24 protein-coding genes are annotated in these 24,412 nt (G+C 69.6%); 11 read left to right on the top strand and 13 right to left on the bottom strand.

Translation table 11 applies throughout. The annotated features are described in order from the left end of the window. Nucleotides 1-7: 7 nt before the first annotated feature. From Aco04nite_RS01175 to Aco04nite_RS01195, 5 genes are all read right to left on the bottom strand, one after another. The gene (locus Aco04nite_RS01175; protein WP_212995314.1) at nt 8-886 is read right to left on the bottom strand and encodes a phosphotransferase; all 879 of its coding nucleotides are present in this window, start codon (nt 884-886) and stop codon (nt 8-10) included. Nucleotides 887-895: 9 nt separating this feature from the next. Continuing rightward, nucleotides 896-3,139 (bottom strand): exo-beta-d-1,3/1,6-glucosidase, encoded by a 2,244-nt coding sequence (locus Aco04nite_RS01180; RefSeq protein ID WP_212995315.1) that lies wholly within the window; start codon nt 3,137-3,139, stop codon nt 896-898. A 144-nt stretch (nt 3,140-3,283) separates the two neighbouring features. Then, nucleotides 3,284-3,517 carry a hypothetical protein gene (locus Aco04nite_RS01185; protein WP_212995316.1) on the bottom strand — a complete coding sequence of 78 codons (234 nt, stop codon included), beginning with the start codon at nt 3,515-3,517 and terminating at the stop codon, nt 3,284-3,286. Nucleotides 3,518-3,527: 10 nt separating this feature from the next. Further along, nucleotides 3,528-4,040, bottom strand: coding sequence for a maleylpyruvate isomerase N-terminal domain-containing protein (locus Aco04nite_RS01190; RefSeq protein WP_212995317.1), 513 nt, complete (start codon nt 4,038-4,040; stop codon nt 3,528-3,530). Between the two features lie 14 nt (nt 4,041-4,054). Next, entirely contained in the window at nt 4,055-4,594 is a 540-nt protein-coding gene (locus Aco04nite_RS01195; protein WP_244875651.1) for an SDR family NAD(P)-dependent oxidoreductase, read from the bottom strand. Between the two features lie 14 nt (nt 4,595-4,608). Between Aco04nite_RS01195 and Aco04nite_RS01200 the strand changes: the two genes are divergently transcribed. The 9 genes from Aco04nite_RS01200 (at nt 4,609) to Aco04nite_RS01240 (ending at nt 13,212) form a co-directional block, all read left to right on the top strand. Next, a complete protein-coding gene (locus tag Aco04nite_RS01200) occupies nt 4,609-5,298 on the top strand; it encodes a GAP family protein (protein WP_212995319.1) in 690 nt (229 codons plus the stop codon). Nucleotides 5,299-5,362: 64 nt separating this feature from the next. Further along, complete coding sequence (gene argC / locus Aco04nite_RS01205; RefSeq protein WP_212995320.1) at nt 5,363-6,364, top strand: N-acetyl-gamma-glutamyl-phosphate reductase; 1,002 nt, start codon at nt 5,363-5,365, stop codon at nt 6,362-6,364. Beyond that, nucleotides 6,361-7,533 carry a bifunctional glutamate N-acetyltransferase/amino-acid acetyltransferase ArgJ gene (gene argJ, locus Aco04nite_RS01210; protein WP_212995321.1) on the top strand — a complete coding sequence of 391 codons (1,173 nt, stop codon included), beginning with the start codon at nt 6,361-6,363 and terminating at the stop codon, nt 7,531-7,533. Before argC ends, argJ begins: the two co-directional genes overlap by 4 nt. Beyond that, nucleotides 7,530-8,402: an acetylglutamate kinase gene (gene argB / locus Aco04nite_RS01215; protein WP_212995322.1), complete on the top strand. Its 873-nt coding sequence runs from the start codon at nt 7,530-7,532 to the stop codon at nt 8,400-8,402. Before argJ ends, argB begins: the two co-directional genes overlap by 4 nt. Beyond that, complete coding sequence (locus tag Aco04nite_RS01220) at nt 8,399-9,643, top strand: acetylornithine transaminase (protein ID WP_212995323.1); 1,245 nt, start codon at nt 8,399-8,401, stop codon at nt 9,641-9,643. The genes argB and Aco04nite_RS01220 overlap by 4 nt, the downstream gene beginning before the upstream one ends. Then, nucleotides 9,640-10,569 (top strand): ornithine carbamoyltransferase, encoded by a 930-nt coding sequence (argF, locus tag Aco04nite_RS01225; RefSeq protein WP_212995324.1) that lies wholly within the window; start codon nt 9,640-9,642, stop codon nt 10,567-10,569. Before Aco04nite_RS01220 ends, argF begins: the two co-directional genes overlap by 4 nt. After that, nucleotides 10,566-11,069 carry an arginine repressor gene (locus tag Aco04nite_RS01230; RefSeq protein WP_203837988.1) on the top strand — a complete coding sequence of 168 codons (504 nt, stop codon included), beginning with the start codon at nt 10,566-10,568 and terminating at the stop codon, nt 11,067-11,069. The genes argF and Aco04nite_RS01230 overlap by 4 nt, the downstream gene beginning before the upstream one ends. After that, a complete protein-coding gene (locus tag Aco04nite_RS01235) occupies nt 11,066-11,968 on the top strand; it encodes a hypothetical protein (protein ID WP_244875652.1) in 903 nt (300 codons plus the stop codon). Before Aco04nite_RS01230 ends, Aco04nite_RS01235 begins: the two co-directional genes overlap by 4 nt. Next, nucleotides 11,968-13,212 carry an argininosuccinate synthase gene (locus Aco04nite_RS01240; RefSeq protein WP_212995325.1) on the top strand — a complete coding sequence of 415 codons (1,245 nt, stop codon included), beginning with the start codon at nt 11,968-11,970 and terminating at the stop codon, nt 13,210-13,212. Before Aco04nite_RS01235 ends, Aco04nite_RS01240 begins: the two co-directional genes overlap by 1 nt. Nucleotides 13,213-13,221: 9 nt before the next feature. Here the strand turns inward: Aco04nite_RS01240 and dapE are convergent, their stop codons facing one another. Beyond that, nucleotides 13,222-14,289: a succinyl-diaminopimelate desuccinylase gene (dapE, locus tag Aco04nite_RS01245; RefSeq protein WP_212995326.1), complete on the bottom strand. Its 1,068-nt coding sequence runs from the start codon at nt 14,287-14,289 to the stop codon at nt 13,222-13,224. Nucleotides 14,290-14,338: 49 nt separating this feature from the next. Here dapE and argH point away from each other — a divergent pair, with 49 nt between their 5' ends. Beyond that, nucleotides 14,339-15,769, top strand: a complete 1,431-nt coding sequence (gene argH / locus Aco04nite_RS01250; protein ID WP_212995327.1) for an argininosuccinate lyase — start codon at nt 14,339-14,341, stop codon at nt 15,767-15,769. Nucleotides 15,770-15,847: 78 nt separating this feature from the next. Here argH and Aco04nite_RS01255 read toward each other — a convergent pair whose 3' ends face one another. Genes Aco04nite_RS01255 through Aco04nite_RS01265 form a run of 3 tightly spaced genes read right to left on the bottom strand, consistent with a single transcriptional unit; the run spans nt 15,848 to nt 17,303 of the window. Then, the gene (locus Aco04nite_RS01255; RefSeq protein WP_212995328.1) at nt 15,848-16,309 is read right to left on the bottom strand and encodes an SRPBCC domain-containing protein; all 462 of its coding nucleotides are present in this window, start codon (nt 16,307-16,309) and stop codon (nt 15,848-15,850) included. A 9-nt stretch (nt 16,310-16,318) separates the two neighbouring features. Then, nucleotides 16,319-16,963: a dihydrofolate reductase family protein gene (locus tag Aco04nite_RS01260; protein ID WP_212995329.1), complete on the bottom strand. Its 645-nt coding sequence runs from the start codon at nt 16,961-16,963 to the stop codon at nt 16,319-16,321. A 1-nt stretch (nt 16,964) separates the two neighbouring features. Continuing rightward, nucleotides 16,965-17,303, bottom strand: coding sequence for an ArsR/SmtB family transcription factor (locus Aco04nite_RS01265; protein WP_203837998.1), 339 nt, complete (start codon nt 17,301-17,303; stop codon nt 16,965-16,967). Nucleotides 17,304-17,544: 241 nt separating this feature from the next. Here Aco04nite_RS01265 and Aco04nite_RS01270 point away from each other — a divergent pair, with 241 nt between their 5' ends. Next, on the top strand, nt 17,545-20,265 hold the full coding sequence (locus Aco04nite_RS01270) for an AfsR/SARP family transcriptional regulator (RefSeq protein WP_212995330.1): 2,721 nt from the start codon (nt 17,545-17,547) through the stop codon (nt 20,263-20,265). 5 nt (nt 20,266-20,270) lie between these two features. On the opposite strand, the gene Aco04nite_RS48570 is transcribed toward Aco04nite_RS01270, so the two are convergent. From Aco04nite_RS48570 to Aco04nite_RS01285, 4 genes are all read right to left on the bottom strand, one after another. Then, complete coding sequence (locus Aco04nite_RS48570) at nt 20,271-20,921, bottom strand: DUF234 domain-containing protein (protein ID WP_244875653.1); 651 nt, start codon at nt 20,919-20,921, stop codon at nt 20,271-20,273. After that, a complete protein-coding gene (locus Aco04nite_RS48575; protein ID WP_244875654.1) occupies nt 20,843-21,688 on the bottom strand; it encodes an AAA family ATPase in 846 nt (281 codons plus the stop codon). Before Aco04nite_RS48575 ends, Aco04nite_RS48570 begins: the two co-directional genes overlap by 79 nt. Nucleotides 21,689-22,126: 438 nt before the next feature. Next, complete coding sequence (locus tag Aco04nite_RS01280; RefSeq protein ID WP_212995331.1) at nt 22,127-23,353, bottom strand: methyltransferase; 1,227 nt, start codon at nt 23,351-23,353, stop codon at nt 22,127-22,129. Beyond that, the gene (locus Aco04nite_RS01285; protein ID WP_212995332.1) at nt 23,350-24,246 is read right to left on the bottom strand and encodes a hypothetical protein; all 897 of its coding nucleotides are present in this window, start codon (nt 24,244-24,246) and stop codon (nt 23,350-23,352) included. Before Aco04nite_RS01285 ends, Aco04nite_RS01280 begins: the two co-directional genes overlap by 4 nt. Nucleotides 24,247-24,412: the final 166 nt, after the last annotated feature.

A 24,412-nucleotide genomic window follows, 5' to 3' on the forward strand; every position in this document is an offset into this window, starting at 1 on the left:
CAATTGGTCAGGTTCCATTGGTTACCGCCAGCACATCGGCTTGCATCAGCTTCCAGGTCTCGACGTCGTCGGCGCTGCCGGTGTGCGGCCGGAGGAAGCGGTGCAGGTCCACGCACAAATCGTTGAGCTGCCAGCGCAGCCGGTACAGCTCCAGCATCGCAGGAACGACCTCGATGCCGGTAGCGTCGGTCCAGGCCTTGAGATCACCACCGACCAGCCACAGGTCCCGCTCCGGCGGCGCGAGCAGCGCGGTCTCCCAGTCGATCAGCTTCCACCCGTCGCCGGCCAGCATCGTGTTGCCCGGATGCGGCTCTCCGTGCGTCACCACCGCCCGCGACCGATCGACCTGCGCCACCAGCGCGTCGTAACGCCGCAGCAGCCCCCGGATCGGCGCCGCGTGCTCGTTGACCAGTGCCACGGCCCGCTGCGTGAAAGGGCCCGCCGTCCCCGCCTCGGTGACATCCAACGAAGAGCGATGGGTGACAGCGAAATCGTCCGCCGCCGCGTCACGAGGCGCCGAGGTGTGCACCTCGACAAGCATGTCCAGCACGGCAGCCCGGTGCGACGCGGAAGGCCAAGGACCAAAACCAAAACTCTGACCCTCTATGTACGCGTAGAGCGCCGCCGCATACCGCTCACCGACCCGCCGCAGTGGCCGCAACGGCGCCACCACGAACGGCTTCGCCAGCGCCGCGGCGACATCCAGCGCCCGCCGCAACCGCTCGTAGTCCCGGTCGTCAGCAACCTCGTCAACCGTGACGAAGTACGCCTTGTCGGTCGTCGACCAGTGGTGACTGCCCCACCCGACCGGCTCGTACGTCAGCGGCCCCACCCCGAAGGCCGCGACGACGAGCCGCTCGTCGAGATCGTGGGGCGGCGTCAGCACCCATGCACCCTAAGAGATCGTGAATCGCGCGCGCAGCAGGTTTTTGGTCCGGGAATCAGGGCCGACCAGCAGGTCGAAATCGCCCGCTTCGACTATGCGCCGGCCGTCGGCGGTGACCAGGGTGCAGGCGGCGGCGTCCAGCTCGATCGGCACGGTGACGCTCTGCCCGGGCTCGACGGGGACCTGCACGTACGCCTTCAGCTCCTTGGCCGCCCACGTGACGCTGGTGACCAGGTCGCTGATGTACGCCTGCACGGTCTCCAACGCGGGACGCGTACCCGTGTTGGTGAGCTTGACCGTTGCCCGGATCTTGCCGTCAGGGGTGACGAGCGGCTCGAGAACGGTGAGGTCGGCGTACTCGACGGTGGTGTAGCTGAGGCCCTCACCGAACGCGAACAGCGGGTCCTGGCTGAGGTCGGCGTAACGGTTGCCGTGCTGGCCGCGGATCTGGTTGTAGTAGATCGGCTGCTGGCCCACGTGCCGGGCGGCGGACAGCGGCATCCGCCCGGTCGGCTCGATCTGGCCCAGGAGCAGCTCGGCCAGCGCCCGGCCGCCACGCATGCCGGGGTTGAACGCCTGCACGATCGCGGACGCGTTCAGCACCGACGGCGGCAGCACGGCCGGCTTGGAGTTGAGCAGGACGACGACGGTGGGCGTACCCGTGCCGGCAAGGGCTTCCAGGAGCGCGAGCTGACCGCCCTGCAGGTCCAGGGTCGCGGTGGATTTGCTCTCGCCGGTGAGCGCGACCGTGTCACCCACCACGACCACCGCGTAGTCGGCGTCACGAGCTGCGGCGACGGCCTCGGCGATCAGCGCGGGGTCGGCGTCGGCGGGCCGGGAGATCGGCGGCCGGGGCTGCCCGTCGGGGTAGAACTCGCCGGCCGGGTCGGGCACCAGTTTCTCGATGTCGGCGCCGCGTGCGGTGGTGATCGTCCAGCCCTGCGGGGCGACCGCACGGAAACCGTCGAGGACCGTCTCGATCAGCTCGCGCGGCTGGCCCTCGGGCATCCAGTCGATCTGCCCGGAGGCGCCGGCCCAGTCGCCGAGCTGGGACTGCGGGGCGTCGGCGTTCGGCCCGATGATCGCGACCTTCTTCGCACCCTCGGCGGGCAGGGGCAGCGTCCCGTCGTTGCGGAGCAGCACCAGCGAGCGGCGGGCCACCTCGAGGTTGAGCTCGGCGTGCTCCGGGCTGCCGATGACGGCCGCCTGGCGTGCGGCGTCGGGGGCGCGCGGGTTCTCGAAGAGGCCGAACTCGAACTTGAGGCGCAGGATCCGGCGTACGGCGCCGTCGATCTCCGCCTCGGTCAGCAGCCCGCGCTCGACGGCGGTCTGCGCGCCCTCGAAGAAGCCCGGGGTGGTCATGACCAGGTCGTTGCCGGCACGGACGGCGACGGCCGCGGCCTCCACCTCGTCGGCGCAGACCTTCTGCTCCCAGACCATGCGCCCGACGTTGTCCCAGTCGGTGACGAGCGTGCCGGTGAAGCCCCACTCGCCCTTGAGGACGTCGTTGAGCAGCCATTTGTTCTGCGTGATCGGCACGCCGTCGATCGACTGGTAGCCGAGCATGAAGATGCTGCAGCCCTCCTGCACCGCGCGCTCGAACGGCGGCAGGAACCACGCGCGCAGCTTGCGGGGGCTGAGGTCGGCCTCGCTCGCGTCCCGGCCGCCCTGGGTCTCGGAGTAGCCGGCGAAGTGCTTCGCGGTGGCGAGCACCGCGGTCGGGTCACCGAGCCCGTCACCCTGGTATCCGCGGATCATCGCGGCCCCGAGCTCCCCGATGAGGAACGGGTCCTCACCGAAAGTTTCATCGACCCGGCCCCACCGCAGATCCCGGGTAATGCACAGCACGGGGGAGAAGGTCCAGTGGATGCCGGTGGCGGAGACCTCGACGGCGGTGACCCGGGCGACCCGCTCGATCAACGCCGGATCCCACGTGGCCGCCATGGCCAGCTGGGTCGGGAAGACCGTGGCCCCGGACCAGAAGCCGTGGCCGTGGATGCAGTCCTCGGCGGTGATCAGCGGGATGCCGAGCCGGGTGTTCGCGGCCAGGTCAAAGGCCTCGAGCATGCGCTGCGGCGAGGCGTGCAGGATCGACCCGGCCAGCCGGGTGCTCACCGCTTCCTTGATGTCGCGGCGGGCGTCGAGCTGGAGCATCTGCCCGACCTTCTCGGCCAGGGTCATCCGGCCGAGAAGGTCGTCGACCCGCTGCTCGATACTCAGCGACGGATCACGGTACGGGTCGTCTGCGGCCACGGGGCACTCCTCCGGTCCGACCGCGCGACACACGGTCTCCGAACGGCAACACATCGGTAAACGTTCGGAAGTGTCGCACAGCCCGGAACCGGTACCGGCCTCCGCGGGGGTCGGATTTTCGGTCAAAAAGTACCGGAACTCGCTTTACGCGTCGGGGTCGCTGCTGTCGATGCTCGGAACCTCGATGCCGGCCGCCTCGATCGCGTCGAGCCGGGCATCCAGGGCCTCCTTCTCCCGCTCGGCGAGCACGGCGTACTCGGCGAGCACCGACGGGTCCTCGAGATCCTCGACGCGGTCGAAGTAGCGCTGGGTGGTGCGGACGGCCTCGGCGTACGCCAGGGCGGTCTCACGAATGTTGATCAGGTCCTTGTCAGCCATGGCTGAAGTCTTACCCCGCGGAGCCCCCGCCCACCAGCCGCTCCTGACGCCACGTTGCCAGCGGCTCGAACAGCTCCAGCCCTGCGTAGTACGCCGGCCAGCCGTTCGCGGTGTATCCGACGGCGAGGTCGACGTGATGAAGCTCAACCTCGCTGAGCCGCCGGACGGGTGCCTGGTCGGCCGTGAACGCGTCCCCCGCGGTCCATCGTCCGGCCGATTCCTCGTCGAACGCCGCGGCCATGGCGTCGCGCAGGACGGCGTTGGCTGCGGTCAGATCGGCCAGCAGCTCCGCGGCGCCGCGCCCGGCGCCGGCCTCGATGTCGGCGTTGCGGACCTCCTGACTGACGTACGGCGGCAGCCCATGGATCAGGTTCGTCAGCGCCCCGCAGCCGCGCGCGAGATGCGTGATCAGGTGACCGCGCGTCCATCCCGGCAGCAGGGTGGGTTGCCGCATGTCCTCGTCGGTGAGCCGCTCCAGGGAGTCGAACAGCCGGGCGGTCGCTTCGTCGATTTCTCTCAGCACCGCCCGACCCTAATTCACCAGGGGACCGTTCCGGCCCGGTCGACGAACGCGCCGGTCGGTCCGTCCGCGCCGATCTGTGCCATCGCGATGATCGCCTCAGCGCCCTCCTCGACGGCCTGCGTACCGCGGTGGTTGTTGAAGTCGGTGGCGGTGAATCCCGGGTCGACGCAGTTGATCCGCATTCCCGGGTACGCCTTCGCGTACTGCACGGTCAGCATGTTGAGCGCCGCCTTGGCCGACGCGTACACCAGCGGGATGAACGTCGACGCGATCGAATCCGGATCCGTGGCCAGCGTGTTCGACCCGAGCCCGCTGCTCACGTTCACCACCACGGCGGCGCCGGACTTCTCGAGCAGCGGCAGCGCGGCGTGCAGCACCCGCACCGGCCCGAAGACGTTGATCTCGTAGACCTCGCGCATGTCGTCGGGAGCGATCTCCCCGGCGGGCGACAGCGGCCCGGGGATACCGGCGTCGACCTCCGCATAGTCGCCTATACGGCAGAGCCGGGCACTCCGGACTGTGATCGCCTTACTCTGCTGGGCGTGGTTGGACAACAAACCTTCGCCGAGTGAGCACGGTGGGCGCTCTCGCCCTGCTAGCCCTGATCGACAGCACCAGCGTGGGCACCCTGCTCATCCCGCTCTGGATGCTCCTCACACCCAAGCTCCGCCCGGACCGCTTCCTGCTCTATCTGGGTACGGTCGCCGCGTTCTACTTCGCCGTCGGCCTGACCCTCGCCGCGTTCGCGGGCGCGGTGTCCGACCTGATCGGCGATCTCGACGCGGTCAGCTGGGCCGAGCTCGGTCTCGGCATCGCCCTGTTCGCCCTGAGCTTCTACTTCGAGCCCAAACGCGTACGCCGCCGTCGCGGCACCGTCACCCCGGCGATGCGCTGGCAGTCCCGCCTGTCGACGGCTGAGGGCTCCCCGTGGGCCATGGTCGCGCTCGGCCTGGCCGCAGCCGGCATCGAAGTGATGTCGATGCTGCCCTACCTCGCCGCGATCGGCATCCTCACCGCCGCAGACGTGTCCCCGCCGGCCCGGGTCGCGGCACTGGCCGGCTACGTCGTGCTGATGGTCCTGCCCGCCCTGGTCCTGCTGGCGGTCCGCCTCGGCCTCAAGCAACGCGTCGAGGAGCCCCTGCAGTTCGTCAGCGCCTGGTTGTCGCGCCACACGGAGGGGGTCCTGGGCTGGGTGCTGGCCATCGCGGGCTTCCTCCTCGTCCGGGACGCGGTGGTGAAGCTCGACCTGATCGGGTAATTCGAGCTTGCCCCGAGCTTGCCCGGCGTTATACGGTCTGATGCATAGTCATGCGGAGGTAGGTATGGGAATCCGGGTCGCCGTTGCCGGTGCGAGCGGGTATGCGGGTGGTGAGCTGCTCAGGCTCGTCGCCGGGCATCCCGAGCTCGACCTTGTGGCAGCCACGGCGCACACGCAGGCGGGAACACCCGTCTCCGTCGTACATCCTCAACTCACCGGCCTCGACCTGACGCTGGGGGCGACCGACGCCGCCACCCTGGGCGACGCCGACCTCGTGTTCCTGGCCCTGCCGCACGGACAGTCGGCGGCCCTGGCCGCACAGCTGCCCGGCGGGGTGAAGATCGTCGACCTTGGTGCCGACTTCCGGCTGCGCGACGCGGCGCTCTGGGAGCGGTACTACGGGGGAGCGCACGCCGGCACCTGGACCTACGGCCTGCCCGAGCTGCCCGGCCAGCGCGCCGCGATCGCCGCGAGCGACCGCGTCGCCAACACCGGCTGCTACGCGGCGACGATCACCCTCGCGCTCGCACCGCTGATCGCCGCCGGGGTCGCCGATCCCGCCGACATCGTGGTGGTGGCGTCCTCCGGCACCTCGGGGGCCGGGCGGTCCGCCAAGGTGAACCTGCTGGGCAGCGAGGTCATGGGGGATCTCAGCACCTACAAGACCGGCGCGCACCAGCACGTGCCCGAGATCAAGCAGGCCACCGGCACCGATTCGCTGTCGATGACGCCGGTGCTCGCGCCGATGCCCCGGGGGATCCTGGCCACCGTCACCGCGAGACCGATCGGCCGCACGCACCCGCGCGAGGTGCTCCAGGCGGCGTATGCGGACGAGCCCTTCGTCCACGTCCTGCCCGAGGGCCAGTGGCCGCACACCGCGGCGACCGTGGGCTCGAACTCCTGTCACCTGCAGGCCACCGTCGATGTCGACTCCGGTCGCATCATCGTGGTCAGCGCCCTGGACAACCTGGGCAAAGGCGCGGCATCGCAGGCCGTGCAGTGCGCCAACATCATGCTCGGGATCCCCGAGACCGCCGGTCTTTCCGTGTTCGGAGTGGCACCGTGACGATCACTTCTCCCAAGGGCTTCCGGGCCTCCGGTGTCGCCGCCGGTCTCAAGAGCAGCGGTGGTCCCGACGTGGCGCTGGTCGTCAACGACGGTCCCGACGCCACCGTCGCCGGGGTCTTCACCGGCAACCGGGTCAAGGCCGCGCCGGTGCTCTGGAGCCAGCAGGTGCTCAAGGGCGGCATCGTGCGCGCGGTGGTGCTCAACTCCGGCGGTGCGAACGCCTGCACCGGCACGCAGGGGTTCCGGGACACCCACGCGACCGCCGAGCATGTCGCCGCCGCCCTGCGCAACCAGCCGAAACCGATTCTGATCGGCGCCGGTGACGTCGCGGTCTGCTCGACCGGGCTGATCGGCGAGCTGCTGCCGATGGGCAAGCTGCTGCCCGGCGTCACCGCCGCCGTCAAGGAGCTGGACAAGACCGGCGGCCCGAAGGCGGCCGAAGCGATCATGACCACTGACACGGTGGCCAAGAACGTGCACGTACAAGGCAACGGCTGGTCGGTCGGCGGCATCGCCAAGGGCGCCGGGATGCTGGCACCCGCGCTGGCCACGATGCTGGTCGTGCTGACCACGGACGCGGTCGCCGGCTCCGAGGCTCTCGACACCGCGCTGCGCGAGGCCACCCGGCTGACGTTCGACCGCATCGACGCCGACGGGTGCATGTCCACCAACGACACCGTGCTGCTGCTGGCCAGCGGCGCGTCCGACGTGCAGCCCAGCCAGGAGGAGCTGACCGCCGCGGTCGTCGCCGCCTGCCACGACCTCGCGCAGCAGCTCATCGCCGACGCGGAGGGCGCCACCAAGCACATCGCGATCCAGGTGCTCGGTGCGGCGAGCGAGGCCGACGCCGTGGAGGTCGGCCGGGTGATCGCCCGCAACAACCTGGTCAAGACCGCGCTGTTCGGCAACGACCCCAACTGGGGCCGCATCCTCGCCGCGGTCGGCACCACCCAGGCCGCGTTCGCACCGGACCGCATCGATGTCGGCGTCAACGGCGTGTGGGTGTGCCGGGGCGGCTCGGCTGCCGAGGACCGTTCCAAGGTGGACCTCAAGGGTCGCGACGTCACGATCCAGGTGCACCTGCACGAGGGCGAGATGGACGCGACGATCTGGACGACCGACCTCAGTCACGCGTACGTCCACGAGAACTCGGCGTACTCCACATGAGCTTGACCCCGCATGAGAAGGCCGCCGTCCTGATCGAGTCGCTGCCCTGGCTGGAGCGTTTCCACGGCAGCACCATCGTGATCAAGTACGGCGGCAACGCCATGATCAACCCTGAGCTGCAGCGCGCGTTCGCCGCCGACATGGTCTTCCTGCGCTACGCCGGTATCCGTCCCGTGGTCGTGCACGGCGGCGGCCCGCAGATCTCCCGGATGCTCACGAAGATGGGCATCGAGAGCGAGTTCCGCGGCGGCCTGCGCGTCACCACCGCCGAGGCCATGGACGTGGTCCGGATGGTGCTGGTCGGGCAGGTGGGCCGGGAGTTGGTCGGGCTGATCAACGAGCACGGCCCGTTCGCGGTCGGGCTGTCCGGCGAGGACGCGCGGCTGTTCACGGCCGTGAAACGGCACGCCGTCGTCGACGGCGAGCAGGTCGACATCGGCCAGGTCGGCGATGTCGCGCACGTTAACACCGGCGCGGTCGACGACCTCATCGCCGCCGGGCGCATCCCCGTTGTCGCCTCGGTCGCGCCCGACGCCGACGGGGTGGTGCACAACGTCAACGCCGACACCGCCGCGTCCGCACTCGCCGTGGCGCTCGGCGCCCGCAAGCTGGTCGTCCTCACCGACGTCCCCGGCCTCTACACCAACTGGCCCGACACGTCCTCGCTGACCAAGCGGATCGGCGCGGACGAGCTGGAGAAGCTGCTGCCGAGCCTCGAGGCCGGCATGGTGCCCAAGATGGAGGCGTGCCTGCGCGCCGTGCAGGGCGGGGTCCCCGCCGCGCACGTCGTCGACGGCCGCGAACCCCACTCGACGTTGCTCGAAGTCTTCACCTCGGAAGGAATCGGAACGATGGTGGTCCCCTCATGAGCTCGCTCGTGGAGCGGTGGCAGCACAGCATGATGAACAACTACGGCGGGCCGTCGATCGGTCTGGTCGAGGGCTCCGGCGCGGTGCTGACCGACGAGAACGGCAAGCAGTACGTCGACATGCTCGGTGGCATCGCCGTCAACGCGCTCGGCCACGCCCACCCCGCCGTGGTGCAGGCCGTCACCCAGCAGATCTCGACGCTCGGGCACGTCTCGAACTACTACGTCGCCGAGCCGACCGTCGCCCTCGCCGAGCTGCTGCTCGCGCTCGCGGGCCGGCCGGGCAAGGTTATCTTCACGAATTCCGGCGCGGAGGCCAACGAGGCGGCGTTCAAGCTGTCCCGGCTCACCGGCCGCACCCACATCGTCTCCACCGAGGGCGGCTTCCACGGCCGCACGATGGGCGCGCTGGCCCTGACCGGCCAGCCGAAGAAACAGGATCCGTTCCGGCCGCTGCCGGGAGATGTCTCCTTCGTTCCGTACGGCGACAGCGCGGCCCTGAAAGCGGCAGTGACCCCGGAAACGGCGATGGTCATCCTCGAACCGATCCAGGGCGAGAACGGCATCATCGTCCCCCCGCCCGGCTACCTTGCCGCCGCCCGCGAGATCTGCACCGCCACCGGCGCGCTGCTGGTGCTCGACGAGATCCAGACGGGCATCGGGCGCACCGGCAACTGGTTCCACCACCAGAGCGAAGGTGTCGAGCCGGACGTCGTGACCCTGGCCAAGGGGCTCGGCGGTGGCCTGCCCCTGGGTGCGGCCCTCGCGTTCGGCAAGGCTGCCGACCTGTTCACCCCCGGCTCGCACGGCAGCACGTTCGCCGGTAACCCGATCAGCTGCGCGGCCGGGCTCGCGGTCATCCGTACGATCGCGGGGGAGGGGCTGCTCGACCACGTCAAGCGGATCGGCGAGCTGATCCGCCGCGGCATCGAGGGCCTCGATCACCCGCTCGTCGCCGGGGTGCGCGGTGCTGGGCTGCTGCTCGGCGTCCAGCTCACCGAGGCGGTCTCCGCCGACCTGGCGGCCAAGCTGCGCGACGCGGGCTTCCTCGTCAACCCGATCCAGCCGGACGTCATCCGGCTCGCCCCACCGCTGATCCTCAGCACCGAGCAGGCCGAGGCGTTCCTCGCGGCTTTCCAGGAGGCGCTTGCCATGACCGACTGCACCGAACCTCGCCTGCCGGCGGCCATCGACGGCCGCAACGGTGAGGGCCATGAGGGCTTGGCTAAGGAGACTCAGTGACGCGCCACTTCCTGCGTGACGACGACCTGAGCCCGGCCGAGCAGAGCGCGGTGCTCGAGCTCGCCGCCGAGATGAAGGCCGACCGGTTCAAGTACCGGCCGCTCGAAGGCCCGAAGTCGGTCGCCGTGTTCTTCGACAAGGTCAGCCTGCGGACCCGGCTCTCGTTCGAGACCGGCATCCCCGAGCTGGGCGGCAACGCCATCGTCGTGGACACCCAGGCCACCCACTTCGGCCGCGGTGAGTCCCTCGCCGACGCCGGCCGGGTCGTGGGCCGTTACGTGTCGGCGATCGTGTTCCGCACCTCCGGCGACGAGCGGCTCGCCGAGCTGGCCTCCGACGTGCACGTGCCGGTGGTCAACGCGCTCACCGACGGCTTCCACCCCTGCCAGCTCCTCGCCGACCTGCAGACCGTCCGCGAACGCTTCGGGCACACGGCGGGCCTCACCCTCGCGTACGTCGGGGACGCGGCCAACAACATGTCCCACTCCTACCTGCTGGCCGGGGCAACCGCGGGCATGCACGTACGCGTAGCCGGCCCCGAGGGCTTCGACCCCGACCCCGCCGTCGTGGCCCGCGCCGCGGAGATCGCCGCCACCACGGGCGGCTCGGTCAGCGTGGTCCGTGACCCCCACGAGGCGGCGAAGGACGCGAACGTGCTCGCCACCGACGCGTGGACGTCCATGGGCCAGGAGGACGACGGCGTCGACCGGCGTACGCCGTTCTGGGCGTACCAGATCAACCAGGAGCTCCTGGCAGCCGCCGCCACCGACGCGATCGTCCTGCACTGCCTGCCCGCGCACCGCGGCGAGGAGATCACCGACGAGGTGATGGACGGCCCGCAGAGCGCCGTCTTCGACCAGGCCGAGAACCGCCTGCACGCCCAGAAAGCGCTGCTGGCCTGGCTCCTGGCCACGGCTCAGCAGTGACGGGGCCGGGCACGCGGGCGGCACGGCACGCGCGGATCGTCGACCTGGTCCGGGACAAGGCGGTCCGTTCGCAGACGGAGCTCGGTGACCTGCTCGGCCTCGACGGCGTCCAGGTGACCCAGGCGACGCTGTCGCGCGACCTCGAGGAGCTGCGGGCCGTGAAGGCCGGTGGCGTCTACGTGATCCCCGAGGACGGCCGGCCCCCGCTACGCGCCGCCGAGCAGGCCCCGGCCCGGCTCGTCCGGCTGCTGCGCGAGCTGCTGAACTCCGTCGACGTCAGCGGCAACCTGGTGGTGCTGCGGGTGCCGCCGGGTGCCGCGCAGTTCCTGGCCAGCGCCCTCGACCGCTCCGGGCTGCCGGACGTGGTCGGCACGATCGCCGGCGACGACACGATCCTGGTCGTGGCCCGCGAACCCGGCGACGACACCGGGTCCGGCGCCCGCCTTGCCGAGAAACTGACGGCGTGGAGCCGTACCGACAATGAAGGGACCCTGCCGTGATCGCGCAGCAGCCCGCCGTCGAAGCGTTCTTCCCGGGCTTCACGGACAACATGCAGAAACTCCAGGCACACGGCCTGGAGTTCTACCTCGCGTCCAACGACACGCTGCGGCCGCATCTCAACGAGGCACCGTACGGTCACAAGCTGAACTGGCTCGACTTCACCGAGACCACCGGCAGCAAGGGCTGGGACACCAACGAGTTCCTGAACCTGTTCAACGTGATCAACGGCATCGCGTTCGGTGACCGGGGCATCCCGATGCCGCAGTGGGTGATGATCGACCTGATCCTGATGCCGTCGGCGGCCGTCATCGCGGCGCTGCCCCAGTCGTTGTTCACGCAGACGCTGGAGACCAGCGCGTTCGACGACGAGATGAAGAAGCACCTGCGCGCCGTGTTCGAGAAGGCTCAAGCGAGCGGCTACAACGGCCCCATCCCGATCGGCGGCTACTGCGCGGCACCCAGCGCGGCCCCCGGGACGTGGGTCGGCTGGTCGCTGTGGTCGGTGATGACCAACGTCGGGCTCGGTCGCGCGCTCAAGGCCCTCGCGTTGTCGGTGTACCAGGCGAAGAAGCTCGACGGCGTCACCCAGTACGACAACACGGCGCTGCGCGTACACACCCGCTTCGGTCGTCTGCAGATCATGGTCGCGACCGTGCCGTTCCACACCTCGCCCGGATCGTTCGTCTACGAGAACGACTTCACGCTGCCCGTCTCCACCGGCGAGCCCGATCCGTCGTTCCTGCTGGACCCGTTCGACTACGAGCGCCAGCGCGCCATGCAGAAGGCCATCGAGGCCCGCGAGAGCCGCTTCTACGTGCTCGCGCCCGGCCACCTCGTGCAGGACGGCAGGACGTCCGTGCCGATCCTCGAACTCCCGTACTCGTCCGAAGGAATCTGATGTCCAAGCGCACGATCGTCCTCGCGTTCTCCGGCGGCCTCGACACGTCCTACGCCCTGGTCTCCCTCAAGGAGCAGGGCTGGGAGGTGCTGACCGCCAACATCGACACCGGCGGCCTGCACAGCGGCGAGGCCGACGTCGTCCGCAAGCGCGCGGAGGAGCTGGGCTCGGCCGGGCACTTCGTCATCGACGCCCGCGAGGAGCTCTACTCCCGCGTCATCACGTATGCCGTCAAGGCCAACTACCTGCGCAACGGCGGCTACCCGTCATGTGTCGGCGCGGAACGGCTCGTCCAGGCGGAGAAGGTCGTCCAGGCCGCGCTCGACCACAACGCCGACGCGGTGGCCCACGGCTCGACCGGCGCCGGCGCCGACCACGTCCGCTACGACTCGGTGATCCGCGCCCTCGCCCCGCAGATGGAGATCGTCACCCCCATCCGCGACGAGCGCCTCACCCGCGAGTTCGAGCGCGACTTCCTGCTGCAGCACGGCTTCCACACCCCGGACAAGGTCACGACCTACTCGATCAACGAAGGCCTCATCGGTACGTCCATCGGCGGCAAGGAAACGTACGGCTCCTGGGACTACCTCCCCGAGGACGCGTGGACGTACACCAAGTCGATCGCCGACGCCCCCGAGGACGGCATCGAACTGATCCTCGAATTCGTCAAGGGCGAGGTCATCTCCGCGACAACGCCGGACGGCACCCCGATCCCCGGCACCGGCGGCGACGCGAAGAACTACGCCATCCTGCGCTCCCTGAACACCCTCGCCGCCGAGCACGGCGTCGGCCGCGGCATCCACATGGGCTCCACCATGGTTGGAAATCTGGCCCGCGTCGGCTTCGAAGCCCCCGGCATGCTCACCCTCATCGCCGCCCACCGCGAACTGGAGCGCCTGGTCCTCAGCAACCGCCAGCAGGCCACCAAGGCCCAGCTCGGCAACACGTACGGCGACCTGCTCCACGAAGCCGTCTACTACGACCCCATCCTCGACGACTTCCGAGCCTTCCTGGACAGCAGCCAGTCCCGCGTGACCGGCGCCGTCCGCATCAAACTCATCAAGGGCAACATCATCCCCCTGGGCAGCCGAAGCCCCTACAGCCTCCTCGACGCCGCCACCCGCCAGGGCGTCGTCTACGGCTACGGCTCCTCGTTGTGGTCCGGCGACCAGGCCCGTGCCTTCGCGCACATGTACGCGATCCCGGGCGCGATCGCCAAAAACGCAGGCCCCCAAGAGATCTGAGTTGTGCAGCTACTTCAGCCAGGCGGCCAGCACTCGCTCACACTCGCGGATCTCGGCGACGGGGACGTACTCCTCGTCGGTGTGGGCGAGCAGCGGATCGCCGGGGGCGTAGTTGACGGCCGGGATGCCGAGTTCCGCGAACCGGGCGACATCAGTCCACCCGAACTTCGCGACCGGCTCCCGACCCACGACAGCCAGGAACTCCGCAGCAGCAGCCTGATCCAACCCGGGCCGAGCACCCGGCGCCTTGTCCCGAATCTCAAGCTCATACCCCGCGAAGACTTCCTGCAGGTACGCGTACGCCTCGTCAACACTGCGATCCGGCGCGAACCGATGATTGATGTCGATGATGCACGAATCAGGCACCACGTTCCCGGCCACACCACCCTGGATGTTCACGGCGTTGAGCCCCTCGTGATACTCGAGCCCGTCGACAACAGGACGTCGCGGCTCATACCGGTTGAGGATGGCGAGCACATCAGCGGCGGCGTGGATCGCGTTGACCCCGCGCCAGGCCCGGGCGGTGTGCGCGGCCTTACCCGCAAGGGTGATCCGCACCCGCATCGTTCCCTGGCACCCACCCTCGATACCGGCGTTCGACGGTTCCCCGAGAATGGCGAAGTCCCCGCCCAGCCATTCGGGGTGGTTGCGCACGAGCCGGCCGAGCCCGTTCTTCACCGACGCGACCTCCTCGTTGTCGTAGAAGACGAAGGTGAGATCGTGCCGGGGCTCGGGCAGCGTCGCGGCGATCTTGAGCTGGGTGGCGAGGCCGGCCTTCATGTCGCAGGTCCCGCGGCCGTGCAGGAGCTGGGCGTCGCCCTCGCCGCTGAACCAGGTGGGCAGATTGTCCTTGATCGGCACGGTGTCGAGATGCCCGGCGAGCACGATCCGCTTGTCCCGGCCCAGGCTGGTACGCGCGACCACGGCATCGCCGTCGCGCAGCACCTCGAGGTGTCCCAGCTTGCGCAGCGAGGCCTCGACGGCGTCGGCGATCGTGGCCTCGTCACCGGAGACCGAGGGGATGTCGCAGAGCGCGCGGGTCAATGAGACAACATCATCATGCAGGTCGAGCGTCATAGGGGTGACCCTATCCTTGCGAGAATTGAACCGATCTAAGGAGTGAGCAGTGCCGGAGACCGAAGGTCCGACCAGGCTGTGGGGTGGCCGTTTCGCCGGCGGACCGGCCGATGCTCTGGCGCGGCTCAGCGTCAGTGTGCACTTCGACTGGCGCCTGGCCCCGTACGACATCGCCGCCTCCCGGGCCCATGCCCGCGTCCTCGCCGGCGCCGGCCTGCTGGACGCTGACGAGCTGGGCAGGATGCTGGCCGCCCTCGACGACCTCGAGTCGGCGTGCGCGGCGGGTGACTTCCGCCCCACGATCGAGGACGAGGACGTCCACACGGCCCTCGAGCGGGGCCTGCTGGAACGCCTCGGCTCGCTGGGCGGCAAGCTGCGCGCCGGCCGCTCCCGCAACGACCAGGTCGCCACCGACCTGCGCCTCTACCTGCGTGAGCACGCCCGTTTCGTGGCCTCCGCGGTGGTCGAGCTGGCCGACGCCCTGATGGAACAGGCGGGCCGCCACATCGACACCCCCGCCCCCGGCCTCACCCACGTCCAGCACGCCCAGCCGGTCAGCTTCGGCCACTGGCTGCTCGCCCACGTCCAGCCCCTGCTGCGCGACCTGGAACGCCTCCGCGACTGGGACGAACGCGCGGCCATCTCCCCGCTGGGCTCGGGCGCGCTCGCCGGGTCGTCGCTGCCCCTGGACCCGGCCGCGGTCGCCAAGGAACTCGGCTTCAAGGCCCCGGTCCAGAACTCCATGGACGGCGTCTCGGACCGCGACTTCGTGGCCGAGTTCCTGTTCATCACGAGCCTGCTCGGCGTACACCTCTCCCGTCTGGGTGAAGAGGTCGTCCTCTGGACCTCCACCGAATTCGGCTGGGTCATCCTCGACGACGCCTTCGCCACGGGCTCGTCGATCATGCCGCAGAAGAAGAACGCGGACATCGCCGAACTCGCCCGCGGCAAGGCAGGACGCCTGATCGGCGGTCTGGTAGCGGTCCTCACGATGCTCAAGGGCCTGCCGCTCACCTACGACCGCGACATGCAGGAGGACAAAGAACCGGTCTTCGACGCGGTGGACACGCTCCAACTCCTGCTGCCGGCTCTGGCCGGCATGATCTCCACCATGACCGTACGGGTGGACAAGCTCGCAGCCGCCGCCCCCGTCGGCTTCTCCCTGGCCACCGAGGTCGCCGACTGGCTGGTCCGCAAGGGCATCCCCTTCCGCGACGCCCACGAGATCACCGGCAGCCTGGTAGCCCTCTGCGCCGCCCGCGAATGCGAACTCGAAGACGTCTCCGACGAGGACCTCAAAACCGTCAGCGAACACCTCGACCCCACGGTCCGCCAGGTCCTCTCGGTCCGCAGCGCCCTCGCCGGCCGCACCACCCCCGGCTCCACCGGCCCCGGCCCGGTAGCCGACCAACTCCAGATCGCCTCCGACAAACTCGACGGCTGGCGCGAATGGGCCATCGAGCGGGTCGTCCCCCGCTGACCGTTCCACCGTTCAGCTACGAACGAAGGACGCCGTCGCGCTGACGGCGTCCTTCTTCGTTCTCGCTGCTCAGGCGCGTCAGGCGAGGTATTTGCCCAGAGCGTCGAGCAGACCCCGGGTGCCTGTCTCGCGGTTCGCCCCGTCGGCCCAGAACTGGTCGAAGAAGACGCCGTGCTCGACGTGGGTGAACCGGGTTCCCTCGACGAGCGGCTCGAACTCGAGCGACGCCACCGACGTGGACATGTGGATCCCGTCGAGCCACATGTCGTACGTCGTGACGATGCGGTTGTGCTCGACGATGTCGGTGTACCTGGCCTCGTACCGTGAGATCGGACCGTCGTGGAACTGCCCCTCGGCGACGTCGCGTCCACCGACCCGGAAGTCGAAAGCCCATTCGCTGGGCGTGACGGCGTCGCCGCCACCCCACCAGGCCAGTTTCTGCTTCTCCTCGGCGAACGAGTCCCAGACCCGTTCGACCGCGACGGGGTAGTCGCGGGTCAGCGTGAAGTCGGCGCGGGCGAGTCGTCGTTCGATCGTCATCGGTGCGTCCTATCGCGTGAAGGTGACGTGGATCGTGCCGCTCTCGGCCACTTCCGTCGTCACTTTGTGGGTGAGGTCGAGGCCGCGCAGGTCGTCCCACAACCGGGTGCCCCGGCCGAGCACGATCGGGGCGATCACGAGGTGCAGGTGATCGACCAGCCCGGCGCGCAGGAAGGCACGCGCGGTGCTGACCCCACCACCGACGCGTACGTCCCGGCCGCCGGCGGCCGCGGTCGCCTCGGCGAGCACGTCCTCGATCGCGGTGCTGCGGAAGTGGAAGGTCGTTCCGCCGGGCATCGGGATCGGCGGACGCGGTGCGGTGTGTGTCAGGACGTAGACCGGCGTGCCGAACGGCGGCTGATCGCCCCACCAGCCCTTCCAGTCCGGGTCGCCGGGGAACGTGTGCAACCCGAACATGCCCGCGCCCATGATCTCAGCGCCGACACCCTCGAAATGCGCAGCGGCGTACGAGTCGTCGACGCCGGTCGTGCCGGCGCCGCTGGTGTCGCCGAGGACGCGCTCGTGAAACGTCCGGGTCGCGGCGTAAGCGGTCGTGAGGCGCCCCCAGTCCGCACCCATCGGATTGTCCGGGTCCTCCCCGGCCGAGGTGTATCCGTCGAGCGAGGCGAACAGGTCGATGCGAACACGGGTCATGTCAGGTTCCCTCAGGGCTGGTACGGGTCAGGTGTATGCCGAGCCGGTCGGCTTGGCGCTCCGCGGGGGTCCGCTGCTCACCGAGCCACAGGTGCAGAACGTCGAGAGCACCCGGTCGCAGGCTCACGGTGCGGACCCGCCCGTGCTTCTGCGACGTGACCAGCCCCGCGTTCTCGAGGACACGCAGGTGCTGCATGAGCGACGGCAACGCCATCGAGAACGGCGCCGCGAGCTCGGACACGACGGCAGGAGACTTCGCCAGCCGCTCCACGACGGCCAGCCGCGTCGGATCCGCAAGGGCGCGGAAGACGGCTACCAGCTCATCGTGATACTTAGGCACGCGCCTTACTATTGTCGACGGCCGGTCATCGGTCAACCACCCCACGCCAGGAACCCGACCGCGCTCACCCCCGGCCCGCTTGCAGCACGTGCAAGCGGGCCGTAAGCGTCTCTACTGGAAGATCGTGGCCTACCACTGCTGATATCTGTTCCGGGGGTGCACCCGCGGTCGCAGCCATTGACCTGCAACGATATGTTGGAGGTCGAGGGGTGGCGGCCGCGGGTGCCGGAGCGGGGTGGGTGTGGCGGGGGAGCGAGCTCCATGGCTGCGGATCCTGGGACCGCTGCGGGTCACCGCGGAGCTGGGTTCCGAGAAGCAGCGCGCCCTGCTCGGCCTGCTCGCGCTGACGCCGGGCCGCTCGGTCGGCCGTGACGAGATCATCGACGTGCTGTGGGACGGCACACCGCCGGTCGCCGCAGCGAACTCCCTGCAGGTCCACGTCAGCCGGCTGCGCCGAACGCTGGCTGTCGGGGGCGTGCTCGTCTCCGTGCCCGGCGGCTACCGGCTCGACGCGGGCGAGTCCGATCTGGACCTGGTCGCCTGGCGGTCACTGATCGCCGCTGCCGGGGCCGAGGACGAGCCGGATCAAGCCTGTGAAACGTACGCCGAAGCCGCGGTGCTGTGGCGCGGTGCCCTGCTAGCCGACGTGCCCGCCCTGCACGCGTTGCCGGGCGCCGCAGCCATCCGTCACGAGCACGCCGCGTCCGTAACGGCCTGGGCCGACGCCGCAGCGCGGGCCGGGCGGCACGGCGAGGTGATCCCGGCGCTGCGGGAGCTGGTGGCCGCCGAGCCGTGGGACGGCCCCGCGCACGCCCGCCTGATGATCGCGCTCGCCGGCACCGGCCGCCGCCCCGCGGCCCTGGAGGTCTACGCCCGGCTGCGCGAACGCCTCGCCGACGAGCTCGGCACCGACCCCGACGACGAGGTGACGGCCGCGTACGAGCGGATCCTGCGCCACGAATCCGCCCGTCCCCCGGCAACCGTCCCCCGGCAGCTACCGGCGGCCCGCCCCCACTTCGCCGGCCGTCGCCGGGAGTTGACGCTGCTGGACGACGTGACGACCGCGAGCGGCACCGCGTGCACGGTGCTCATCTCCGGGTCGGCCGGCGTCGGCAAGACCACCCTCGCGCTCACCTGGGCGCACCGAGCCACGGGCCGCTTCCCCGACGGCCAGCTCTACCTCAACCTGCGCGGCTTCGACCCGGCCGGTGTGCTGGTGAAACCCGAGGTGGCGCTGCGGGATCTGCTGGACGCGCTCGGCGTCCCCGGCACGCGCATCCCGGCCGGGTCCGACGCCCGGGCTGCCCTCTACCGCTCGCTCACGGCCGGCCGCCGGATGCTGCTGGTGCTCGACAACGCCCGCTCCGCCGAGCAGGTCCGGCCCTTGCTGCCGGGTGCGGCCGGCTGCGTCACGGTGGTCACGAGCCGGGACAGGATGCCGGGGCTGGTCGCGGCGGACGGTGCCGTGCCGGTGCCGCTGGACGTGCTCGACCGGCCGGAGGCGTACGAGCTGCTCGCCGCCCGGCTCGGCCCGGCCCGGCTGCGCGCGGAACCCGAAGCCGTGGCCGTCACCGTGGAACTCTGCGCGCGGCTGCCCCTGGCCCTCGCCGTGGTCGCCACCCGGGCCGCCCTGCACCCCGGTTTCCGCCTCGCCGCCCTCGCCACGCAGCTCGAGGAGGCCGGCCGGCGCCTCGACGGGCTCGGCGACGGTGACCCGGCCACCGACCCGCGGGCGGTGTTCTCGTGGTCCTGCCGAGCGCTGAGCCCACCGGCGGCCCGCCTGTTCCGGCTGCTGGGCGTCCCGACGGCAGCCGACATCTCCGGCACGGCTGCGGCGGCGCTCGCCGGCCTCCCGGAGCGGACGGCGACACCGCTGCTGGCCGAACTCGATCGGGCACACCTGATCACGGAGACGATCCCGGGGCGGTACACGTTCCATGACCTGCTCCGCGCGTACGCCCAGGAACTCGCTCGGGAAACCGGCAACGGCCCGGCGCTGACCCGCCTGCTCGACCATTATCTGCAGACCGCCCAGCAGGCGGCCGGATCGCTGTACCCGTACAGGAAATGGACCGAGATACCGGCCGCCGCGGAGCCGATCAGCCAGGATCGGGCACTGCATTTCTACGCGACAGAACAGGCCGTCCTCATCGCCGCCATCACCCAGGCCCATGAGGAAAGCCTCTATCCGTACGTGTGGCAGCTGGCCTTTCTCGTCACCGAATACCTGGACCGCGCCGGCTCCTGGACCGACCTGGCCGCAGTGCAGGAACTCGCCCTGGACGCCGCCCGCCGCGCAGGCAACCTACCGGCCGAGGCACAGGCCCACTACGACCTGGGCTTCGCCTACACCCACCTGGACCGCCACGACCGGGCCCGCACCCACCTCCGCGCGGCCCGCGACGCCTGCGAATCCCTGGGCGACCGCACCGGCCAGGCCCGCGCCCACCTGGAGATCGCCCGAGCCGAAGCCCGCGAATCGCGCCACCACGCCGCACTGGACCACGCCCGCCGCGCCCTCACCCTCCTCGAAACCGAAGGCAACCGCACAGGCCAGGCCCGAGCCCTCAACGCCGTCGGCTGGTACCACGCCCTCCTCGGCGAACACCACCGAGCCCTCGACCTCTGCCGCCAGGCCATCACCCTGCACCAGAGCCTCGGCAACGAACGAGGCGAAGCAGGCACCTGGCAGAGCCTCGGCTACGCCAACCACCACCTCGGCCGCCACGACGAAGCCGTCGCCTGCTACCACCAGGCCATAGACTTGTGCCGTTCCCTCGGCGACCGTTACAACGAGGCCGACACCCTGCTCCACCTGGGCGACACCCACCAGTCCCGAGCCGACCACCGCTCCGCGACAAAGGCCTGGCGCCAAGCCCTGGAAATCCTCACCGACCTGGACCACCCGGATGCCGCCCAGGCCCGGACCCGACTCTCCATCACCACGCTACGAGCCGTCTGACCCGGTCACATCGGCCGAGGCCGCCACGCGTCGAGCAACTCCTGCGGCCCGAAAGAAGCATCCAGCCCGGCGGTGTCGAAACCGCTGCGGCTGATCGCGCACAACGGCACCGGCTCATCCGTCAGCATCCCCCGATGACGCTGCAGCGCAAGCAGATCGTGGTTGTCGAACGGAGATCGCTCCAGCCACTTGATCGACCCGAGAAACAACAACTCCTTTGCCACCGGTTCCTGGTCTGCGCCGACGATGTCGATCTCGATGCTGTTGGATCGGGTCCAGTAACTACCGACCGCCGGGGCTGACGGCAAGCCGGCGCTTGGCAGAAGCCGGGCGAGCGAGTCGCGAAGCAAGGGCTCGATGGTGCGACCTCGCCAGGAGGTCCAGCTGGCCTTGATGCGTTCAAGGACGAGGTCGCCGCGCAGGCGTTCGATCTCTGCCAGGTGCGGGTGGAGAAACGCCAGCCAAAAGCGCAGATAGGGATCCGTCAGCCGGTAGCGGCGTTCCTTCGACGCCCTGGTGGCGATGGGGAGGTCCGCCGCGACCATGCGTTTGCGAATCAATACCTCAGTTGCCCGGGTCAGGGCAGTGTGTGTAATGCCGCTTGCCTTGGCGATGTTTGTGAACGTCCGCTCGCCGCTACCGATCGCAGTGAACACTGTTCGGGCCTGAGCTGATGTTGGGAACTCTGCGGCCATCGAACGCTCAGCGGAAACCAGGAGGGGGACACGGGGTTCGCCAGTTCCATGGACAGGAAGTCCCACAGGCCAGCTCCTGGTGTCCACTCGGCACAGAGTTGAGGGAGACCGCCGGTGATCAGAGCGGCATCGAATGCCTCGGCTGCGGGCAGGTCGAGCATCTGGCCCACTTCGGCCGAATTGAGCGCACCCAGGATCATCTCCCGGCCGCGCTGGTGGAAGGGCCGTCCGTACGAGTTCAAAGCCTCCATCATCGACAGGTCGGAGCCGATGAGGATCAGGAACACCGGCTTGCGGCACAGCTCTCGGTCCCAGGCGCGTTGGAGCACGCCTTCGAAAGCGTCGACCTGGTCAACCAGATACGGCACTTCATCCATGACCACGACACTCGGCTGATCATCCGGCAGAATGCCTGCGAGCTGGCGGAACGCAGCACTCCAGTTGCCTGGTTGAGCATCCTCGAACACGGCGCGATCGGGAAGGGTGGAGCTGGCGACTGCCTGGGTGAAGTCCTGAAGCTCGATCGAAGAGGGCGCCGCGCTGTAGAACACGGAAGGAACTCCGGCCAGGTGCACGAACGCCTCCACGAGGCTGGACTTGCCAATGCGACGGCGCCCGCGCATCAACAGGCATTGTCCGGGCTTCGGATCGTTGGTCGCCGCCCGAACCCGCGTCAGTAGCGCGTTGAGGGTTTCGATTTCGAGTTGCCGACCGATGAACGCGGTCACGCACCCCTTTGACCAGGGCAGTCATCATCTTCGTATCATCAAAGATGGTATCGCTGATGATACTATCTGTGGTTCCCACGTGATGAACGCACTGGAGTCACGACGTCTAGGCGTGAGTCACGTATGCACTGGTCGCCTTGCGCCTTCAATCCGGCCAGAGGTTCCCGCCGCCAGCGCTCGCCGATATCCGTTGAGTTGAGCGGTCTCGGAATCATTTTCGTGCTGCGCCGTAGAACGCGCGGTCATGAGAGTTGATCCTTGTCATCAACGCCGGGTCGGAGCCGATGCGGATGAGCAACAAGGGTCTGCGGCTCAGGGAGCGGTCCCACACGGCCTCAGTAACAGGCATCGTCCGGGTCACGCACCTCCGCATGCGGCCTTCACCTCGGCGAAGAGTTCGCCGAGCAGCAGCAGTTCGGGAAATCCGTGCATCGTGTCCTAAGTGTCAGCCAGATCGGTTCCCGCGAGGTGTGGTGGGGCGATCAGCGCGTCGACGACGACCTGGGCGAGCCAGCCGATGACGGGAAGGCGCAGAAACCACCCCGCATAAGCCCACCCCAGATTCACCCGCTCCAGCCCGGCAGCAACCGCGGCCACCCCCGACAACGACTCCTCATACCGCGCCCGGGTGATCCCGGAAGCCGGCAGCAGGACAAGCGAAACAGGCGTCCGCCGCCGCAGAAATCCCGCCACCGCCGAGCAAGGCCCGCAATCGTCGTCCAGCCAGAGCCGCGCCTCCGTGGTCCCCGGCACATACGGCCGCACCCGAGGCCGCCAATCCCGTACGTGCAGCCGGTATTGCACCCAATTACCCGCATGCCGCGTGCGCATGTCGTTGGTCTCGTGCGGCCCGGCCACGAACACCGAGAAGAGCGCCGCAAGCCCCGCCCCCACCGCGAGGGTCACGCTCCCCGTGACAGCAGCGATCAGGAGCAGCAGCATGGTCGCGCTGACCTGCATCGGATTGGCCAGATATGCGTACGGTCCCGACGTCACCAACCGCACCGGCGGATCCCACGGAAACGGCGTCCCCCCACCGGCCGTGACGAACTCCCGAACCGCTGCAAGCGCCGGTATCGCGATCACCAACGCCACCTGCGCGACCCCGAACAGCCACACCGGAGGCATCCCCGTGAGCCGCCCCCAACTCCCGTCGCCCAGCGTGAAAGCGACCGTCGGCACCAGCCACAACGTCAGCCCCGCGAACACCGTGACCTGCAGCATCGCCCGCCCACCGAGCCGCCGCCGATCAGCGGTCCACCGCCCGAGCAACTGAGCGGGCAGCGCCACCACGAGCAACCCGAGAACCTCGCCCCACACCCACGACGGCCCGAGCCGCACAAGCGGATCGAGCGCCGGCATGGCAACGAGGTCCACCCACAGCAACAACCCGAGCATCACAGGCAGTGGCAGCACCCGCCGCAGCATCACTGGCAGTGGCCCCCACAGCACCGCCCACCCGATCCACAGGTCGACCGGCATCCCCTGAAACGACCCGTCCACGTCCGCGAACCGGTAGAAGCCGGTCGCCGCGTCCAGCCCCGCGATGCCGATCGCCGCAGCGACAAACGCCAGGAACGGCCCTGCGACGGAACGGTCCAGAAAGCGGCAACCCAGAACCGCGATGACCGGAACGCCCAGACACAGATAGCGGGCCACAATCATCGCAGGTCCAGCATGTCGAGCAGGTGGGCGCCGCCGGCGTGCATGAGCCGGTCCTGGATCGGCCCGAAGTACCAGGACGGGTCGAGACGCCGCTGGTACGCCAGCCGGACCGTCACCGCCGTGCGCCCGTTCCCCGCGTCGTGCCAGCTGATCGACGCGTCACGCCAGCGCAGCCAGCGCGACGTGATGGAGGTGTCGGAGTCCACCGAGAAGTCGATCGACGTGGCGCTCGCCGCGCGCACCGACGTGGTGATCGCCCCGCCCGCACCGTGGTTGGTGTCGTGGTATCCGAATTCCCAGCGGTCGCCCGGGTCGAGGCCGGTGCCGGTCACGTGCTGCGGTGTCGGCGCGCCCAGCAGCGCGAGCGACAGCTGGTCCAGCCCGACCGGCTGGGGCCCGGCGGCGAGCTTGTCGTGCACCTGCGCCGGCGTGAGGTCCACGACCCGCGTCACCGAGGCGGTCTGGTCCGGCCGGATCCGCAGGTCCTGGTCGACCCCTTCAACCCCACCGATCAACAGCAACGGCAGGGGGAGTACGGCCAGAGCGCGCCCGCCGCCCTTCGCCGCCAGATTGATCAGCGCGGTGACTCCGTGCACGACCCCGTAGACCAGGGGAGCGGCGAGCAGCACACAGATAGCGCCCTCGTGCAGCGCGACGGCGGCCAGCAGCAGCGCGATCGTCGTCGCCGCGAAGACCCGCCGGTGCGGGGTGCGACCCGGCGCGAGCGCAAGCGCCACGGCCAGCACGACCGGCAGCACCACGAACAGCAGAGCACTGTCCGCGCGCCCGGCGTCGACGGTGGCGAAGAAGGCCACCAAGCCGAACACAACGATGAGCCCGGCCAGGAACCAGTTGGCGCGTCCGATGCGCCTCGGTGCAGGTGTTTCAGTCATCGGCTCTCCCCGCTTCGAGGGCCCTGCGGCAGATTGCGGCGGACCCGGTCCCACACGTCTTGAGCGACCGCTCAATACGAGGTAGAGGCTAACCCCGTTTGAGCAACCGCTCAAGAGTGGGTTTGAGCACACGCTCAACAACCAGGTTGGGTTGTGCGCAATTAAG

Origin of the sequence: Winogradskya consettensis, from assembly GCF_018332715.1 — a bacterium.
In the GTDB taxonomy this organism is placed as follows: Bacteria; Actinomycetota; Actinomycetes; order Mycobacteriales; family Micromonosporaceae; genus Actinoplanes; species Actinoplanes consettensis.

Coding starts and splice junctions, on each gene's coding strand:
- Aco04nite_RS01185 (WP_212995316.1), bottom strand. CDS start 3,517: ATGGCTGACAAGGACCTGATCAACATTCGTGAGACCGCCCTGGCGTAC.
- argC (WP_212995320.1), top strand. CDS start 5,363: ATGGGAATCCGGGTCGCCGTTGCCGGTGCGAGCGGGTATGCGGGTGGT.
- argB (WP_212995322.1), top strand. CDS start 7,530: ATGAGCTTGACCCCGCATGAGAAGGCCGCCGTCCTGATCGAGTCGCTG.
- Aco04nite_RS01220 (WP_212995323.1), top strand. CDS start 8,399: ATGAGCTCGCTCGTGGAGCGGTGGCAGCACAGCATGATGAACAACTAC.
- Aco04nite_RS01240 (WP_212995325.1), top strand. CDS start 11,968: ATGTCCAAGCGCACGATCGTCCTCGCGTTCTCCGGCGGCCTCGACACG.
- dapE (WP_212995326.1), bottom strand. CDS start 14,289: ATGACGCTCGACCTGCATGATGATGTTGTCTCATTGACCCGCGCGCTC.
- Aco04nite_RS01255 (WP_212995328.1), bottom strand. CDS start 16,309: ATGACGATCGAACGACGACTCGCCCGCGCCGACTTCACGCTGACCCGC.
- Aco04nite_RS01260 (WP_212995329.1), bottom strand. CDS start 16,963: ATGACCCGTGTTCGCATCGACCTGTTCGCCTCGCTCGACGGATACACC.
- Aco04nite_RS01280 (WP_212995331.1), bottom strand. CDS start 23,353: ATGATTGTGGCCCGCTATCTGTGTCTGGGCGTTCCGGTCATCGCGGTT.
- Aco04nite_RS01285 (WP_212995332.1), bottom strand. CDS start 24,246: ATGACTGAAACACCTGCACCGAGGCGCATCGGACGCGCCAACTGGTTC.